Annotated in this window: 12 protein-coding genes; 2 read left to right on the forward strand and 10 right to left on the reverse strand. The window is 64.0% G+C overall.

Translation table 11 applies throughout. From position 1 onward, the window contains the following. Positions 1-2 precede the first annotated feature (2 nt). From P8R33_RS04750 to P8R33_RS04790, 9 genes are all read right to left on the reverse strand, one after another. On the reverse strand, positions 3-905 hold the full coding sequence (locus P8R33_RS04750) for an NAD-dependent epimerase/dehydratase family protein (protein WP_278327823.1): 903 nt from the start codon (positions 903-905) through the stop codon (positions 3-5). Then, entirely contained in the window at positions 905-1,900 is a 996-nt protein-coding gene (locus P8R33_RS04755) for an ATP-grasp domain-containing protein (RefSeq protein ID WP_278327824.1), read from the reverse strand. The genes P8R33_RS04750 and P8R33_RS04755 overlap by 1 nt, the downstream gene beginning before the upstream one ends. After that, positions 1,897-2,622, reverse strand: coding sequence for a metallophosphoesterase family protein (locus P8R33_RS04760; protein WP_278327825.1), 726 nt, complete (start codon positions 2,620-2,622; stop codon positions 1,897-1,899). The genes P8R33_RS04755 and P8R33_RS04760 overlap by 4 nt, the downstream gene beginning before the upstream one ends. A gap of 18 nt (positions 2,623-2,640) precedes the next feature. Beyond that, positions 2,641-5,022 carry a GumC family protein gene (locus tag P8R33_RS04765; protein WP_278327826.1) on the reverse strand — a complete coding sequence of 794 codons (2,382 nt, stop codon included), beginning with the start codon at positions 5,020-5,022 and terminating at the stop codon, positions 2,641-2,643. Positions 5,023-5,210: 188 nt separating this feature from the next. Next, positions 5,211-6,311 (reverse strand): glycosyltransferase family 4 protein, encoded by a 1,101-nt coding sequence (locus tag P8R33_RS04770; RefSeq protein ID WP_278327827.1) that lies wholly within the window; start codon positions 6,309-6,311, stop codon positions 5,211-5,213. Beyond that, the gene (locus P8R33_RS04775; RefSeq protein ID WP_278327828.1) at positions 6,308-7,177 is read right to left on the reverse strand and encodes a sulfotransferase domain-containing protein; all 870 of its coding nucleotides are present in this window, start codon (positions 7,175-7,177) and stop codon (positions 6,308-6,310) included. The genes P8R33_RS04770 and P8R33_RS04775 overlap by 4 nt, the downstream gene beginning before the upstream one ends. After that, positions 7,174-8,343 (reverse strand): glycosyltransferase family 4 protein, encoded by a 1,170-nt coding sequence (locus tag P8R33_RS04780; protein ID WP_278327829.1) that lies wholly within the window; start codon positions 8,341-8,343, stop codon positions 7,174-7,176. The genes P8R33_RS04775 and P8R33_RS04780 overlap by 4 nt, the downstream gene beginning before the upstream one ends. Next, the gene (locus P8R33_RS04785) at positions 8,340-9,710 is read right to left on the reverse strand and encodes a lipopolysaccharide biosynthesis protein (RefSeq protein ID WP_278327830.1); all 1,371 of its coding nucleotides are present in this window, start codon (positions 9,708-9,710) and stop codon (positions 8,340-8,342) included. The genes P8R33_RS04780 and P8R33_RS04785 overlap by 4 nt, the downstream gene beginning before the upstream one ends. Next, positions 9,703-11,052 (reverse strand): O-antigen ligase family protein, encoded by a 1,350-nt coding sequence (locus tag P8R33_RS04790; RefSeq protein ID WP_278327831.1) that lies wholly within the window; start codon positions 11,050-11,052, stop codon positions 9,703-9,705. The genes P8R33_RS04785 and P8R33_RS04790 overlap by 8 nt, the downstream gene beginning before the upstream one ends. A gap of 204 nt (positions 11,053-11,256) precedes the next feature. Between P8R33_RS04790 and P8R33_RS04795 the strand changes: the two genes are divergently transcribed. Together P8R33_RS04795 and P8R33_RS04800 are read left to right on the forward strand one after the other, a co-directional pair. After that, the gene (locus P8R33_RS04795; protein ID WP_278327832.1) at positions 11,257-12,648 is read left to right on the forward strand and encodes a pectate lyase family protein; all 1,392 of its coding nucleotides are present in this window, start codon (positions 11,257-11,259) and stop codon (positions 12,646-12,648) included. A 6-nt stretch (positions 12,649-12,654) separates the two neighbouring features. Continuing rightward, complete coding sequence (locus P8R33_RS04800; protein WP_278327833.1) at positions 12,655-13,854, forward strand: glycosyltransferase; 1,200 nt, start codon at positions 12,655-12,657, stop codon at positions 13,852-13,854. Here P8R33_RS04800 and P8R33_RS04805 read toward each other — a convergent pair. Continuing rightward, positions 13,851-15,083: an outer membrane beta-barrel protein gene (locus P8R33_RS04805; protein ID WP_278327834.1), complete on the reverse strand. Its 1,233-nt coding sequence runs from the start codon at positions 15,081-15,083 to the stop codon at positions 13,851-13,853. The genes P8R33_RS04800 and P8R33_RS04805 overlap by 4 nt on opposite strands. Positions 15,084-15,085: the final 2 nt, after the last annotated feature.

Here is a 15,085-nt window from a genome sequence, read left to right on the forward strand (position 1 = left end):
GGTCAGGCCTCGATCGCATGAAAGCTGGGATTGGCCTCGCGAAGAGTGCGCTCAACGATCCGCTCGATGGCCATCGGTTCATAGCCATGGGCAGCCAGTTTCGCGCAATCGGCTGCGGCGTAGCCGTCATCGCCTCCCGGTCCGGGATCGGCGGCGCAGTTGCGCACGTCGGCCAATAGCTGACGCCTGATGGTCGCCTCCACCTCGCCCAGCGTGAAGCGGCTCCCGGACGACAGGTTGAATATTCCGGTCAGGCGCCTCTCGCATGCGAGCAGCAAGCCGGAGGCGACATCGTCGAGCGCGACGAAGTCCGCGCCGTAGGAGGGGTTCGCAATGCCCGCATCCTCCCCCCGCGCGATTCTGCCCGCGATACGGGCGATGATATCGTCGCCGGTCTGGACGACACTCGAAATGCGCATTGTCCCAAGCGCGATGCCGGCGGCGCGGCAGCATTCGGCCGCATGGAACTCCTGAGCGGCTTTCGATCCGAGGTAGAGCGATCGGCGATCGGCGCGAATCGGGCTTCGCTCGTCCGCCGTCCCAGCGAGCGGGTCGTAGAGATTGGCAGTCGATGCCATGACTATATGCGGAACGCCGGCCTCCGCCATAGCCGTCACGAGCGCGCCGGAGCCCAGCACATTGATTTGCCACAAACGGTCCGCCTCCGCGCGGTCTAGCGGGTCCATGATGATGGCAGCCGCCAGATGGACGACCGTTCCGACCCCCCGCAGGATATGGGGATCGCAGCACGGCTCTTGCAGGAGGTCAAAGGGCGCGCAGGCCACCTGGCCCTCGACGGCATCCGGGTTGCGGGCCATCGCGAGCACGTCGTGCCCCTCTGCCATCGCCGCCGCGATGAAGGTCCGTCCGACCGTGCCCGTTGCTCCAGTGACCGCGATGCGCATCAGCCGGTCGCCCGCAGCCGCTCGACAGCGTCGTTCGTCACCAACTGCTCTTCGAGATAGCGCAGGACAATGCCATCGGCGACCTCGGGCTGCTCGACCGGCTGTCCATCGAGCAAGTGGCACAGGGCCATGTCGACCTCGTTGAAGCCGAGCAGGGCACGCATGGGCGTAGTGCCCGAAAAGCGCGCATTGATCTCGAACAGCTTGAATTCGCCACTCGCATGGCGGCGAAACTGGAAATTGGCGGGGCCATAGGGTTTCAGGGCCTCACCCACACGGCGCACGTAATCTTCGCAATCTGGGAAGTCGCCGGAATAGGCACGATAGGTATTGCCGTCACGCAGATCGCGCCGCAGCACGATCTGCGCTTTCACGGCGCCGTCGAAATACAGCACGCCAGCGGTGTATTCCTCTTCTTCCGGCCCGGCATATTGCTGGACGATCTGGTCGGTTCCGGGCGCGATTGCCGCTTCGAGGCCCGCACGGTCGTGCACGAGATGGACACCCACGGAGCGGGCGCCGCGGCGCGGTTTCAAGATCAAAGGGAAGCCGCAGCTTTCGACCAGCCTCTCCACCCCGTCGCGATCGTCAGCCAGCGCAGTCACGGGATAAGGCAACCCTTCGTTGCGCAGCCATGCGCCGGTCCGGAACTTGTCATCGGCGATCTCGATGACGTCGGGGGAACTGACGAGAATATGCGTATTGTAACGCGTCTCCCACTCGTCCCGGCGTTCGGCGAATATGCCGAGTTCGACGTCGGTTCCCACCAGGACCGCGGCCGGTCTGACCTGGTCGAGCGCCTGTTCGACGCGTGTGGCATAGCTTTCGTCATTCGCCATCGGCAGCAGTCCGGCATGGTTCGTCCAGTGCAGGCCGACCGACAGCGGATTGGGATCGAAGGAATGCACGCTGTAACGATCGCCCGCCTGGGCGAGCGATTTCAGGATGCCCTGACCGAGGACAGCCCCGGCGCCAGTCACGAGGATTTTGGTCATAGATAAAAGCCGCAGAGCTTGGTTTTGGTCTCTTGCGAGAGGTTCGGCACCATCCGGATCTGTTCTCGCAAGCGTTCGCGATCGAACGGGATGGAACGGCTTTCGATTTCGATTTGCGCCTCGCTCACCTCGACCAGAGTCCACGAGGTGCGCTGAAACCCTTTGCGGCGCGGCTGGCCGGTGGAATCGACGATATGCACCAACGTGCCGAGGTCGTCGCTATAGGTCGCCTCGCGATGGAGATGTCCGAAAATCCCTGCGCGAAAGCCGCGCTCGCGCAGCACCCGCGCCGCCTCGGCCAGCAACTCGGGGGACGAAAGATACGTCCAGTTGCCGAAACCGAAGGGATTGGCATGGGCGAGTAGCAGCCCGTCCCACGCCCACTCCTGGATCGTCTCCAGCCGCCGCGGCCATTTCTCACCAAGTTGCGACCACGTCCACTGCGCGGACTCCATGATCCATTCGGGCAGGCGATCGTAATAGGCCGAACAGCTGCCTTCGAGGTCCAGATAAAGCTTGTCGTGATTGCCCGCGATCAGCAGCGCATCATCGCGCTCCACTGCCTCGATGGCGAGATCGGCACATTCGACCGGATCGACGCCGTAGGTAAACAGATCGCCCAGAATGACCATCTGGTCGAAGCCGGTGCGGCGGGCATCTTCCAGCGCGCTGCGGAATGTGTCTGCGACGGAATGGACATCGCTGATGACGGCTATGCGCATAGTCGTGTCCCCCAAACCCTAGGTTGCATACCGGCCATAGCCACGCTGCAGGCCGAAGGCGCGGGCCAGACGCGTCTTCCAGCTCGGGCGCAGAGGATGCTCGCCGCTGAAATAGGATGCGGATTCTTGGTAGAACTGGACCGAGTCTCCGTAGCGACGGCGGGCGTGTTCGGCATAATCCACCTGGTCGAAGACACAGCCGGCAATCCGTCCCGAGCCGAGCAGTTCCAGCGTGGCTCGCATCTGGTCGATGGTCGTGTGCCCCCAGCGCGCGACCACCAGCGTATCGTCGGTATAATCGCACATCGAACGCGCATCGCGGACGGCCAGCGTTGCCGGAGCGTTTACGACGACCAGATCGTAGCGATCCTTAAGCTCGTTGACCAGTCTTTGAAAGCGTGAGGAACCGAGCACGGCCGACGGCTCCTCGACAGGCTGAGAGGCACTGATCAGGGCAAAACGATTGAGCCGCTCGTCTGCTTCCGTCTGATCGACAATGTCGCGGCTCCCGCTTTTGCCGAACTCGCCGACATCGCTTTCATCGTCGAACTCGCGGGTCGCAGGGGTCGGTCCGGAGATCGACTTCACATCGACCTCGCCATGTACGAGGTCCATCAGTTCGGGCGCGTTGATATCCTGCTGGATCCGCTGGAGAATGCCCGAACGCCGCAGGTCGAGGTCGAGCACGACGGCCCGCTTGCCCATCGCCACCGCCGCTGCGGCGAGCGTCAAGGCGACCACCGACTTGCCATCGCCCGGCAGGGGTGAGGTGATGAGGATGCTCTGAGACGCAGAACCCGGACGCAGCGCACGGGTTTCGGAATAGATCGACCGCGCGACTTCGGCGAAGAGCGACTGCGGTTCGGCAAACACCGGGCTTTCGCGCAGCTTGTCGCTGATTCCGTTTTCCAGCATCGGCAGCATGCCCAGCGTCGGCAGGCCGAAATACTTGCTGATCTGGCGCACGGTCCGCAACCGATCGTCCAGCATTTCGATCGTGAAGGCGAGGAAAACACCGAGAATACCAGAGCCGATGAGCGCTATCAGAGTGAACTTTAGCGGCGACGGGGAAACCGGTTCGCGATTCTCGACGGCGGGCGAGATGATGCTGGAGCTGACGCCCTGAACCATCTTTTCCGAGCGCACGCGGGTGATCCGTTCGCTGATTTCCGCCACGGCGGCTGCCGCAGCCACCGCTTCGTTCTCGAGCTGGCTGAGCAGGGGCGAGTTCTGCACGTTGCGATATGCGTCTGCGCTCAGGCGCGAAACCACTGCCTGCAGCTGTCCCGCGCGGGCCGCATCGCCCGATGCCTGTGCGCGCGCGGTCTCGCGCACGCGCGCGCTCTCCGCGGCAGCGACCTGCTGCGCCGCGGCGCGGGCCTGGCGTTGTTCGCGCGCCAAGGCGGACTGCACGCTTGACAATTCGCTCTGCACCCTTGCCAGCTCGGGATAGCCGGGGCCGTAGGTTTGGCTAAGCCGCGCGACATTGGCGGACAGCTCGGCTTCCTGCCGCTGCAAGTTCTGGACCGCGGCACTGGTGGCATCGGCAGTCGAGCGCATGGAAGCGGCGCGGGCCATGCCGGCGCTTTGCGCGGCCGATCCGGCGCCCAGTGCGCTGGCAGAAGCAGCCTCGGTGAAGATGCGGTTGAGCTGCGCCAGATCCTCTGCCCCGCCGGAACCTACCAGCATGCGGTTGTTCACTCGGAATTCGGCGAGATCTTCCGCGCTCTGGCGGGCTGCATCCATCCGGTCGGACCGTTCGGCTTCAAGCTCGTCGATCAGGGCTTCGCGGCGACGTTCGTTCTTGCGCGCCTTCATCTGGCTGACCGCCTCAGGAAACGCATTGGCGATCTCCGCCGAAAGCCGGGGCGAACGCGAGGTGACAGTGAGATCGATAAGGTCGGACCCGTCCTCCGCCTGGACGCGGGTCATTTCGAGCAGTTGCGAGGTGGCCGCGTTGATTCGCGTGCGATCGTCGGCCAGCACCTCGCCACCCATTTCGCGGATGAAGGCCGGGTCGCTGGTGAGGTCGAGATCGCTGACCACCCGCTCTGCCGAACTGCGCGAGCGATAGAGCTTCACCTCGTTGGCGATACGCTGCACATTGCGCGCAAGAACATCGGCCTGGTTCGTACCGAGGTCGTCGATCAGCTCGACCTGCACGTTCACGCTCGAGCGATAGAGGTTGGGCGATGTCACCTGCCAGACCAGCGTGCCCAGCGTCACCGCTGCAATCAGCGACAGGATGATAAACTTGTGGCGCAAGATGACCCTGACCAGGTCACGTAGGCCAACCTGCTCGCTGCCGTCGGCTCCGCTCGGGGCGTAGATTGCGCCGGGATAATCGCTGTAATTGGCAGGCACAGTGCCATGCGGGCTGGGTACGGCGAGATTGTTCACGTCTGCTCTCCACACTTGCAACCGCCGGAACTACCGGATCCTAGAGGATCTCCGGCCGCTAGCCCGGTTCGAGATGCCTCCACGCTGGGCACGCCGGTGAAGCTATCAAAAACGGACGTATTCTTGGCCGACTATTGCGGAGCGCGCGCTCACCTATTCTGGCTAATCCTTTTGGGCGCGTCGTATGTTCAGGCCGCCTGTCCGGTGATGTCGCGATAAAGTTGCAGGTGCTTTTGCGCAGTTGCTTCCACCGAGTATTCGCGGCTCCGCGCAAGGGCATTGCCCGACATGGCGCGATAGGCCGCGCGGTCCGACAGCATGCGCTCGATCAGTAGCGCGAAATCCTGCGGATCATCGAGCGCGGCGCGAAAGCCGTTGTACCCCTCGTCCACCAGTTCGCGATTGCCCGGCGCGTCACTGGCCAGTATCGGCAGACCCGAAGCCATTGCTTCCAGCAAGGTGAGCGGCATGCCTTCATAGAGCGAGGTGTTGAGATAGAGGTCCGCATCGCGCATGCGCTCCGGAACGTCCGCCCGCTCGCCGAGAAAGATGACAGTGTCGGTCAGGCCCTCCTGCGCAACCTTCTCGCGCATGGCAAACAGATCCTCGCCGCCCCCGGCCACGTGAAATACCGGCATTGCCTCCTCGCAGAAGACCGAGCGGCAGTGCTTCGCGATCTCGAGGACCAGGCCGTAATTCTTCTGGCCCGAAATGGCGCCCACCGAAAGCACGACAGGCTGGCGGCTCCGCGGCTCGCTACGGATCTTCCCGCCGGCGAAATTCCGGCCGGCGCAATTCGCGATCGGTACGATAGGCTTGCCGACATGCCGCATCAGGGCGCCTTCGACATCGCGGCCAATCGCGACATAGGCGTCGGTCATCCGGTCGAATGCGCGGAACAGGAAAATCGGAAAACCGATGCGCGTGTTGTGATGGGTGAACGCGACTCGCGCCGTATTGCCGGCCAGTGCGAGCAAGGGCAGCGCGCGGGCGGTGTGGGCGTGCACAACGTCGGGTCGGAACTCCCGCAGTAACGCGCGCATACGCCCGCGTCCGTCGAAGGGGTTGCGTGCTGCCGACTGGCAGAGCGAAGCGAAGCGAATCCCCGCCTCGCCCAATTCTTTCCGCATGCGCGCCTCGGTTTCGGCCGAATTCCCAACGATAGCAGCATCCGTCAAAGCGACGACGAGCACATCGTGCCCTTGTGCGGTAAACTCCTCCGACAGCGCCTTGACGAGGATTTCCGCGCCTCCGGTCGTCAGGCTGGTAATGACGGCAGCAATTTTCATGCCGCGGCACTATTAGTCACGACGCGATATCCTGAGGCTGCATAGGCGCGGCGTGCCGGGTCGCTAAGCACACGGTCGAGAATGGCATCGATTCGCTGGAGCTCTTGGGGGCCGAGATAGTCGAGATAGCCCGCAACCTTGCCCCGCCGCACCCGCGAGGCATCGGCGTCGCTGCGATCATAGGAATGACCCGGAATGCCTTCGCGCTGCTCCTTCTTGCGCATTCTGTCGAACTGTGCCTGACGGATCGCATGATCGAGGGCGGGCTCGTCGACCGAGAGACCGAGGAAACCGAGCACCCCGCGTACGGTGGCTTGGGCATCATTGCTCAGCTGCTCGTAACTGATGACGATGTGCCGCTGTCCGTTGAGCCCGTCGAGCCAGCGGTTGTGAAACGCACCGATCGCACCGACGCCATAGTCGGCATCATCGATGAAGTCCGACAGATCGCCGTCGAAGCGATGTTTGTGGCGGGTCTGGTGGAAATAGGAGGATACCAGCACGTCACGTGGATCGCGCACCAGGAATACGGTGGGCAATCCGGCGAAGAGTTCGGGGTCCCAGTCGCGGTGGCTGGCAGCGACCAGCGGGCCCGGGCTTCCGACCATCATGGCGGACGCCGGCAGACCGCGCTCCGCATCGAGATCGTAATTCGGCAAGACCTGGAACGTCGTGCGCAAATCGATATCGAGGCCGAGCTCGAACCTTTGCGCAAAATAGATCGACAGGAGATAGCGCAGCCAGGTCCGGCCGCTTTTCGGATAGGATACGAGAAAAGCGTCCACCTCACCGCGCGACTGCCTTAGCTGCCAGTCGTGTTGCGCCCGCCTGACGCTCGCCAATCCTGCTTTCAGTCCGGCAATCATCGCGTACCCTCCAGTTCCAGTTCGACAAAAATCTGCTCGATCACCGCTTCCCACTCCTGTCCGATCCGTTCGGGTTCGAACCGGCGGGACGATGCCTTTGCCGCCTCCGAGAGCCGATCGCGCAAATCCGCATCGCCCATCACGCACGACAGGCAGGCGGCGAGATCGGCGACGTCGCCATCGCGGGCCAGCAATCCGTCGACGCCGTTGGTAATCATGTCTTCGGGCCCGAACGGACAGGCGAACGATACGCTGGGAAGTCCGGCCGCCATGGCTTCGCCAAGCACCAGACCCCATCCCTCGAACCGCGAGCTGAGCACGAAGGCATCGCTGGACTCGATCCATTCGCCAGGCTGCGCGGTGACCCCTGGCAGTTCGATCCGGTCGGCCAGTCCCGCGGCGGCGACCTGCGCTTCGAGTTGCTCGCGATCCGGGCCCTCGCCCCAAATGCGCAGGGACCAGTCGGGATGGCGCCGCGCAATCTGCGCGAATGCCTCGATCAGCAGATCGAAGCCTTTCTGGTGCGTCAGGCGGCCAACTGCCGTCAGGGTCGGCCCACCCGAATGCGGTTGCGGTTCGTAATGGGCGAAATCCGCCATGTTCGGAATGACCCAGCCGCGCCTGCGCGATCTGCGGGGAAAGCATTCCAGCGCGCCGCGCGTCATCGTGATCAGCCCCGCGGCATGCGGATAAGCGCGATTGCGCAGGAATCGCCAGACAGGCCCTGGATCCTGCCGCACCGGATTGTTGCGCTCGGACACGACGACCGGCGCGCTTCGCCCGCGCGTGGCGGCGAGCGTCTGGATATTGGTTCGGGTCAGGAAACTCAGCACGAGGTCGGGCGACAGTTCGTCAAGAGCCCGGCGGAGATCGCCGATCCGCCGGAGAATGACGATTGCCCCGCCAACCCGCCCACGGCGAACGACCGGCCGACCGATATAGCGGATCGCAACCCGCTCGTCGGTTTCGTAATAGGGCGCCTCGTCGCCCGTCTCGAAATTGACAATGGTCACATCATAGCCAAGTCGCGCCAATCTCGAGGAGAGAAAGCTCACCACATGCTCCGATCCCCCAGCGCGTAGGCCCGGCAGAACGATTGCCACACGCCTCCCGCTACGGCGCTCGTGCGTGTGTGTCTTGACCGGGATCTGTTCGTGCCGGGTCATTCGCCGCCTCCATCGAGACGTTGCTGGCGGCGCCAGATCCGTGGCCAGCAGGACGCATCGAGCGCGATCGCGGTAAAAAGCGCGAAGCCGATATGCGCGAAATTCGCGCCGATCGGGCCGTAGGCCGGGATCGCGACGCTCGCGATGCCGAAGAAGATCGCAGTCGATACCAGTGCAACCATCAGGACCGTACCCGGATGGTTCATGGCCAGCATCGCCGATCGCGGGGTCGAAGAATGGAGGATCAGGGCGACTGCAATGACTTGAGTAAAGACAAGCGGTAGCAGTCCCGCGTAGTCCTCACCCAGAAGCAGCGCGATCACGGGATCTCCGAGCAGCCATACGACGCCAAGTGCCAGAACGGCGAAAGCGGCAAGGATCGCCTGCACCTTCATCACGATCATGCCGAACATCTGCGCCTGCCCCTGCGCCCAAAGCCGTGCAAAATCGGGGTAGAGGACGGCCTGAATATGCTGGCCGACCTGCTGCGCCATCTTCGCCAGCCGCTTTGCGAGATGGTAAAGGCCGGCCCCGGCGGTCCCGGTCATCGCGCCGACCAGCAAAACGTCGGCCTCTTGCGTAAGGGTGCGCAAAGTGCTCGATGCATTGGTCGACCAAGCGAACCCCATGAACCCCGGGAAAGCCCGGATGAGTTGGGCTGGCGGCGTATCGAAGACCAGCTGCACCCCAACGTTGTTGAGCGATCGACGGGCCAGCCAGGCAAAGATCGCAGTGTCGACCAGCTGCGCAAAGGTCCAGATAGCGAGAAACTCCGCCACGCCGGCGCCACAGGCCCAGCCCGCGGCTGCGAGCGTCAGCCGCAGGACCGCCGACAGCGTCTGGAAATAGGCGAGCGTCCGGAAATGACCCGCCAGCCGCAGCGCAGCGGTCGGCACCCCGCGGATATTGAAAGCGATCGCCGGCGCGAAGATGAGCAGAAGGTAATATTGTGACTGGTCCAGGCCGACGAGGGGCAGGAGGACATAGCCTGCGGCGACCAGAACGAGCGCCGCGGCGGCGGCACAGGCAAGATCGAGCATGAGGCCGAGGACGAACAACCGGCCCATATGCACCGGATCAGCCTCGGCATCGGGCTGACTGGCAAACCGGATCAGTGGCTGCCAGCTTTCGAACCGGATGAGTCGTTCGCAGATCCGGCCCATGGTCAGGACCAGTGCCAGCACGCCATACATCTGCGGCCCGAGGGCGCGGGCGGCGACGATCGTGCTGAGCGCCATGAGGCCGGTGACCGCCAGCGTGCCCGAGAAGAGATGCGCGATGCTGCCCAATCGCGAAACAATATATTCGCGCGGCAGCCCGATCCCGCCCAGCCCGGGTGCAGCGGGACAGCGATCGTTCTCAGGCATCGCCGGCACCGGATCGAGGCAATGCGTGGTCACCTTTTGACGGCATCGCCGGCTCAGGCCGCGGCACTGGCCGGAATGCCGCGTCGACGCTCCGATATGCAATCAGCGCAAGCAAGACTGGTGGGAACCAGATGCGCGTATACATGTGCGGAATGGCGAGGCTGAAGACCGCCAGGACCACCACCATCGCCAGCATGATTGCGCCGCTCGATCGCTCTTCGCCGAGCCTGGCAAGTGCCATGGCGAACATGGCGAGGAACATCCCGATGACAGCGATCGCGGCAAGCAGCCCTCCTTCCGTCAGCGCCAGCAGCGGGAAATTGTGGACTGGGGCACCATCACTGCTGACGACGCGATACTGATCGACGCCTAGACCGACGAGCAGGGTATCGTCGGCAATCTCCCATGATTCGGCAATCAGCCGCGAACGGTCGGCAAAGGTGCCCGCCTGTTCGAGCGAGCCGCTCGCCAGTGCGCCCGCCACGCGCTGCTCGAAAATTTCCGGCATCGGATAGCCAAAGCTGACGTAAAGGCTCGGCACGGCGACCAGCAACAGCACCCATCCCGCCAGCGAGCGCCCGCCGCGCGCAAGGATCAGCGTGGCCAGACCGGCCATTGTGGCGAAGAGCCCGGTGACGCTGCCTGTTTCCAGCAGGGCCCAGCTCAGCACGGCGAGGCAGGCGATACCGCCAAGCCAGTGCAGCGAGCGCGTGAGCGAGGCGTGCATGATGATGACCGTGCCGAAGCCGATCATCGCTCCGTTCCAGTTCCCCTCGCCCGCCATGGCACCGATCCGGCCGTTTGCCAGCACGACCTTGTCCGGAAGGAATTCGTTTATCGTCACCGGCAATGCATATTTTACCGCCAGCCCGATGACCTGGGACACGACGATGCCGTAAGCGAGCCATAGCAGGCAGCGTTTCAGGAACAGTTTCGTGAAGCTGCCGAACAGCATCGGCATCACCACCAGCGACAGGATATATTGCGGGGCGACGACGACCCAGCGCCCTGGGCCGTAACTGGCCATGCTGCTGGCGAGGAGCGCGCCGAGAAACGCCAGCACGCACAAGATCCAGATATAGCTCAGCGTGCCGAGCGGCCTGATCGACAGGCGATAGCGCACCAGCACGACCACAGTCGCCGCTATTAGCAGAAGGTCCGAAATCGTGACATTGACTGCCGGCACCCGCAGCAGGTGCCAGGACATCAGGCCGCAGCCGGCCAGCATCAGCGCGATCTGCAGGCGCAGGGCCGGGCTGCTCGACGGCGCACGGTAGGGGCGCACGAAAGCCCCGTCCCATCCGAAGGTCGATCCCGCCGGCCTGAGTGCACGCTGTGTCATGCCCGCAATTTGCGCGACCGACCCGCTTCTCGCAAAGGTTCGTCGGGAGGGTCGGCTATGCAATGGATGTAGTCAAAGCGGCGCTAGGGGGTGAGGCGGCCTATCCGAAAGATACGTTGTCGGGCGCTTGCCCCTGCCTATCCTGCCGGCGATGCGCATGCGAATTTTCTCGGCTATCCCTGCATCTAAAGGGATTTTCGGACCATGATCTGGCCGGTTTTCTCGCTTGCCCTGCTGGCGGCCATGCTGTTCGCGTGCTCCGCCAGCCCCGCTCCCGGCGAACCGCCGGTCGAACAACGCGAACAAAGCGCCGAAAGCCCCGCTCACTCGCGCGCGGCAGAGGTCCAGCGGACCGGCAAGCTCGCCTTCCCGGGCGCCCTGGGCCATGGCGCGCTGGCGATCGGCGGCCGCGACGGGCGCATTATCAGCGTTTCGACCCTCGCCGACCGGCAGCCGGGCTCGCTGCGCGAATGCCTGACAGCCACGGGACCGCGCACCTGCGTCTTCGATGTCGCGGGCACGATCCGCTTCGAAGGCGAACCGCCGATCATCCGCGAACCCTTTCTGACGATCGCGGGGGAGACCGCGCCCGGCGCGGGGATTACCCTGGCCCATTCAGGCGGCCCCGAGGCGCGCAGCCCGCTGCTGATCAAGAACACCCACGATGTCGTGGTGCGCCATATCCGCGTGCGCAACGACCGCATGGGGGACCATCGCGAAGCGGAAGACGCGATAACGATCGAGGGCAGCGAATACGTCATCGTCGACCATGTCAGCGCCAGCTGGGCACGCGATGAAATCGTCAATGGTTATGCCGACAACGACTGGATCACCATTTCGAACTCGATCTTCGCCTTCGGCCTGAAACGCCACGACAAATGCGCGCTGCTGGCCAGCGATCCGCACGATGCGCAGCACGTCAGCTTCGTCATGAACATCTGCGCGCATAGCGGCGACCGCAACCCGGATATCAATTTTCCGCCAGGCTCCTGTGTCGAAGTGACCAATAACGTCTTCTTCAACGCCCAGTCCGAATTCGCCGAGATCTGGGAAACCTATGGCGGATCGCCGGTCTCGCTTGTCGGGAACTGGTTCATCGCCGGGCCGAGCACGACCGATGCCGCGATCGGGATCGTCCGCCAACAATTCGGCACTCGCGGTCCCGCGCGGCTTTACGAGCGCGACAATTCGTTCGACGGCGCATTCCGCCCGCGATCGCCCGATCTTGCACAAATATTGGTCGATGAGCCGCCCTGTCCCCTCGCTACCGAACCGCAGCCCGCTGCGCGGGCATTCGCTTCGGTGCTCAAGCACAGCGGCGCTTGGCCACGCGACGCAATCGATGCCGAGGTGGTCGCAAACATCCGGCAGAAAAAGGGTCGCATAGTCCGCACACCCGGGCGTATCCCCGAGGTCCGCATGTCAGCTTCGCCAGCTAAGCGCGATAGCGACCGCGATGGCATGCCCGATAGCTGGGAAACCCGCCACGGCAGCGATCCGCAGCGCGCCGACAGCTGGGCCGATGCGGATGGCGACGGCTGGGCGAACTTCGAAAACTATCTGGCAGAACGCGCGTCTGCGCGAAGATCGGGGTAGTTGGACATGGCCACGCACGCACTCGACACCGGGACTATGGCTGCCGAAGATCTGGCACGCTCGCAACCCCGCTTGATTGCCTTCCCGATGGTCGGAAATACACTCGGCGGCAGTCACGAGTCGACTATAGGTCTGCTGCGCAATCTCGACCCGGGACGGTTCCTGCCGGTTATCATTCATGAACCCGGCGCGGACCGCATTGCCGATTTCTTTCGCGAGTTCCGAACCTTTGTCGGCCCCGGTTTCGAGGCGGTGGAACGACCCGGCCAAAAGATGTCGGTCGTGCGCGCTCTCAACGCACTGCGGCATACCAAGGCGCGGCGCGCGCTGCTGGCGCAGATCAAAGCGGACCTGGTGCACACCAACGACGGGCGTAGCCATGCCGTCTGGGGCCTGGCCGCGCGATTGGCCGGGCTACCGCTCGTCTGGCATCATCGCGCCGATCCCGCTGCGCGCGGGCTCAATTACGTGGCTCCGCTGCTGGCAACGCGCGTCCTGTCGGTCTCGCGCTTCGCTCTTCCCGCCGATCCCGACAGCCGCGTGCTGCCCAAGGCGCAAGTGATCCACAGTCCGTTCGATACCGCCATCGAACCGGACCGCGCGGCAATGCGTGAGCGGATCGTTGCAGAGCTCGACCTCCAGCCGGACACGCTCGTCTGCGGCTATTTCGGCCTTTTGATTGAGCGCAAGCGCCCCGTGGCTTTCGTCGAGGCTGTGGCGCGCTTGAGCGAAATTAGCGATCGCCCGGTCGTCGGCCTGGTCTTTGGCGAACCGGCTGAGCCTGGCATTGCTGAACAGGTCGAGAGAAAGATCGACGAGCTCGGCATGCAATCGGCCATCCACGTGATGGGCTTCCGCCGGCCCGGTCACGACTGGATCGCGGCCTGCGACTATCTGCTCGTGACTGCAGTGCGCGAGCCGCTCGGCCGAACCCTTGTGGAGGCTAATCTTGTAGGCACCCCGGTCGTCGCAACCCGATCCGGCGGGAATGTGGAAGCGCTTGACGGAGGCATTGGCAATTTGGTCGAGCCCGACGATGCGCAAGCGATGGCCGCGGCAGTAATCGCGGCCGAGCTCGACGAAGCCAAACGTCTCGCAATGACCCGGTCCGCCCGCCAAGCAGCGCTGGAGCGTTTCGGCATGGACAGCCATGCGCGAAGCGTCATGACAGTCTACGAAAGCATTCTGGGCGAACAGCCCGGCTAGATGCGCATCCGCAGGGTCAGACCTGCCCGGAACCGCTCGAAATCGTCGAATGGGTCATCGCTCGACCGTTTGCGATAGGTCGCATCGGCGATCAGCGAGAGATTGCGGTTGAAAAGATATTCGACCGCGACATTCGGGCCGAAAGTCTCTTCGCTTACACCGCTGCCGACGAAGGTCGATTCGCGCCAGCTCGCGCCGTAGCGTGCGAATAGATTGTGGCGGATCTCCTGCTGTACGGTCAGCGCCACGCGTGTGTCGGTACGAGCGGATGCCCCTTGGCGAAATGTCGCGACATCGCCGCGAAAGCCGTCGAGAACCACTGCAATGCGGCGGGTCGGCAGGGCGGACACCGATGCCGCGATCGACAGGCCGGTGCGCGCATCGAGTCGCGCGTCCTGCGGATCGAACCGGAACAGGCCAACGGCCGCACTCCCCCTGACCGGCCCTTCGCCGATCCAGCGCACACCAAGGCGTCCGCCATAGGTGACCGCATCCCGGTCCGGCTCCAGCGCGGTTCCTTCCAGCCGGAAGTCGCGCTTGTTTACGAACCCGCCGACAGTCGCATATAGCGCCCCGCCAACGCGATAGCCGACGACTGCACGGCTGGAATAGGACAGAAAATCGCGTTCGCGATCGATTGCAGCGACAGCGTCGTACTCGCGCACTTCCGCATCGATATCGAGCAGGATCCGTCCGTCTTCCTTGCGATAGCCAGCATTGGCGAAGACAGTGTCGATGAGGCGCGGGCCGGGCCCGGCGAGTTCGCGAGCTTCCGGATCGCCACGATCCTCGGCCAGTCGCGCGAACCCCGCACCGGCTGTAAAAGCACTGCCGGTGCGGGGAGAGAACAGGCTGGCGAGAGAGACGCCATAGGTGTCCGAATTCTCGGTGGTCAGGTCGGTAAAGCGCGACAGCTGGACATAACCTTCTATGCGCAAGCGCGCCGTCTCGTTGCCGAGCGAGGCTGCCAGCTCCGGACGCAAGATAAACTCGACATCCTCGATCTCGTTGTCTTCCTCCGCCAGCACGTTGGAATCGTAGTACGTCTGCGCCAGAAGCTGCGGCTCGAGCCGAAACGGGCCCGCAGTGATAGGCTGGATCTGGTATTCCGGATCGCCCGCCGCGATGATCGGCGCGATCGTCGTCTGCGCGGCGAGAGACGCTGGGATCGCGAGCAGGGGCAAGGCCGCCGCCAGAGCGGCCAGCGACCGCGCGCGTGTGCTCGCCATCG

It is taken from the genome of Qipengyuania flavescens (assembly GCF_029688735.1).
GTDB lineage: Bacteria > Pseudomonadota > Alphaproteobacteria > Sphingomonadales > Sphingomonadaceae > Qipengyuania.

What these genes read in the sequence shown, in the direction of transcription:
- P8R33_RS04790 (WP_278327831.1), bottom strand. Translation starts at nt 11,052, where the DNA reads ATGACACAGCGTGCACTCAGGCCGGCGGGATCGACCTTCGGATGGGAC.
- P8R33_RS04770 (WP_278327827.1), bottom strand. Translation starts at nt 6,311, where the DNA reads ATGAAAATTGCTGCCGTCATTACCAGCCTGACGACCGGAGGCGCGGAA.
- P8R33_RS04760 (WP_278327825.1), bottom strand. Translation starts at nt 2,622, where the DNA reads ATGCGCATAGCCGTCATCAGCGATGTCCATTCCGTCGCAGACACATTC.
- P8R33_RS04805 (WP_278327834.1), bottom strand. Translation starts at nt 15,083, where the DNA reads ATGGCGAGCACACGCGCGCGGTCGCTGGCCGCTCTGGCGGCGGCCTTG.
- P8R33_RS04750 (WP_278327823.1), bottom strand. Translation starts at nt 905, where the DNA reads ATGCGCATCGCGGTCACTGGAGCAACGGGCACGGTCGGACGGACCTTC.
- P8R33_RS04755 (WP_278327824.1), bottom strand. Translation starts at nt 1,900, where the DNA reads ATGACCAAAATCCTCGTGACTGGCGCCGGGGCTGTCCTCGGTCAGGGC.
- P8R33_RS04785 (WP_278327830.1), bottom strand. Translation starts at nt 9,710, where the DNA reads ATGCCTGAGAACGATCGCTGTCCCGCTGCACCCGGGCTGGGCGGGATC.
- P8R33_RS04800 (WP_278327833.1), top strand. Translation starts at nt 12,655, where the DNA reads ATGGCCACGCACGCACTCGACACCGGGACTATGGCTGCCGAAGATCTG.
- P8R33_RS04780 (WP_278327829.1), bottom strand. Translation starts at nt 8,343, where the DNA reads ATGACCCGGCACGAACAGATCCCGGTCAAGACACACACGCACGAGCGC.
- P8R33_RS04775 (WP_278327828.1), bottom strand. Translation starts at nt 7,177, where the DNA reads ATGATTGCCGGACTGAAAGCAGGATTGGCGAGCGTCAGGCGGGCGCAA.
- P8R33_RS04795 (WP_278327832.1), top strand. Translation starts at nt 11,257, where the DNA reads ATGATCTGGCCGGTTTTCTCGCTTGCCCTGCTGGCGGCCATGCTGTTC.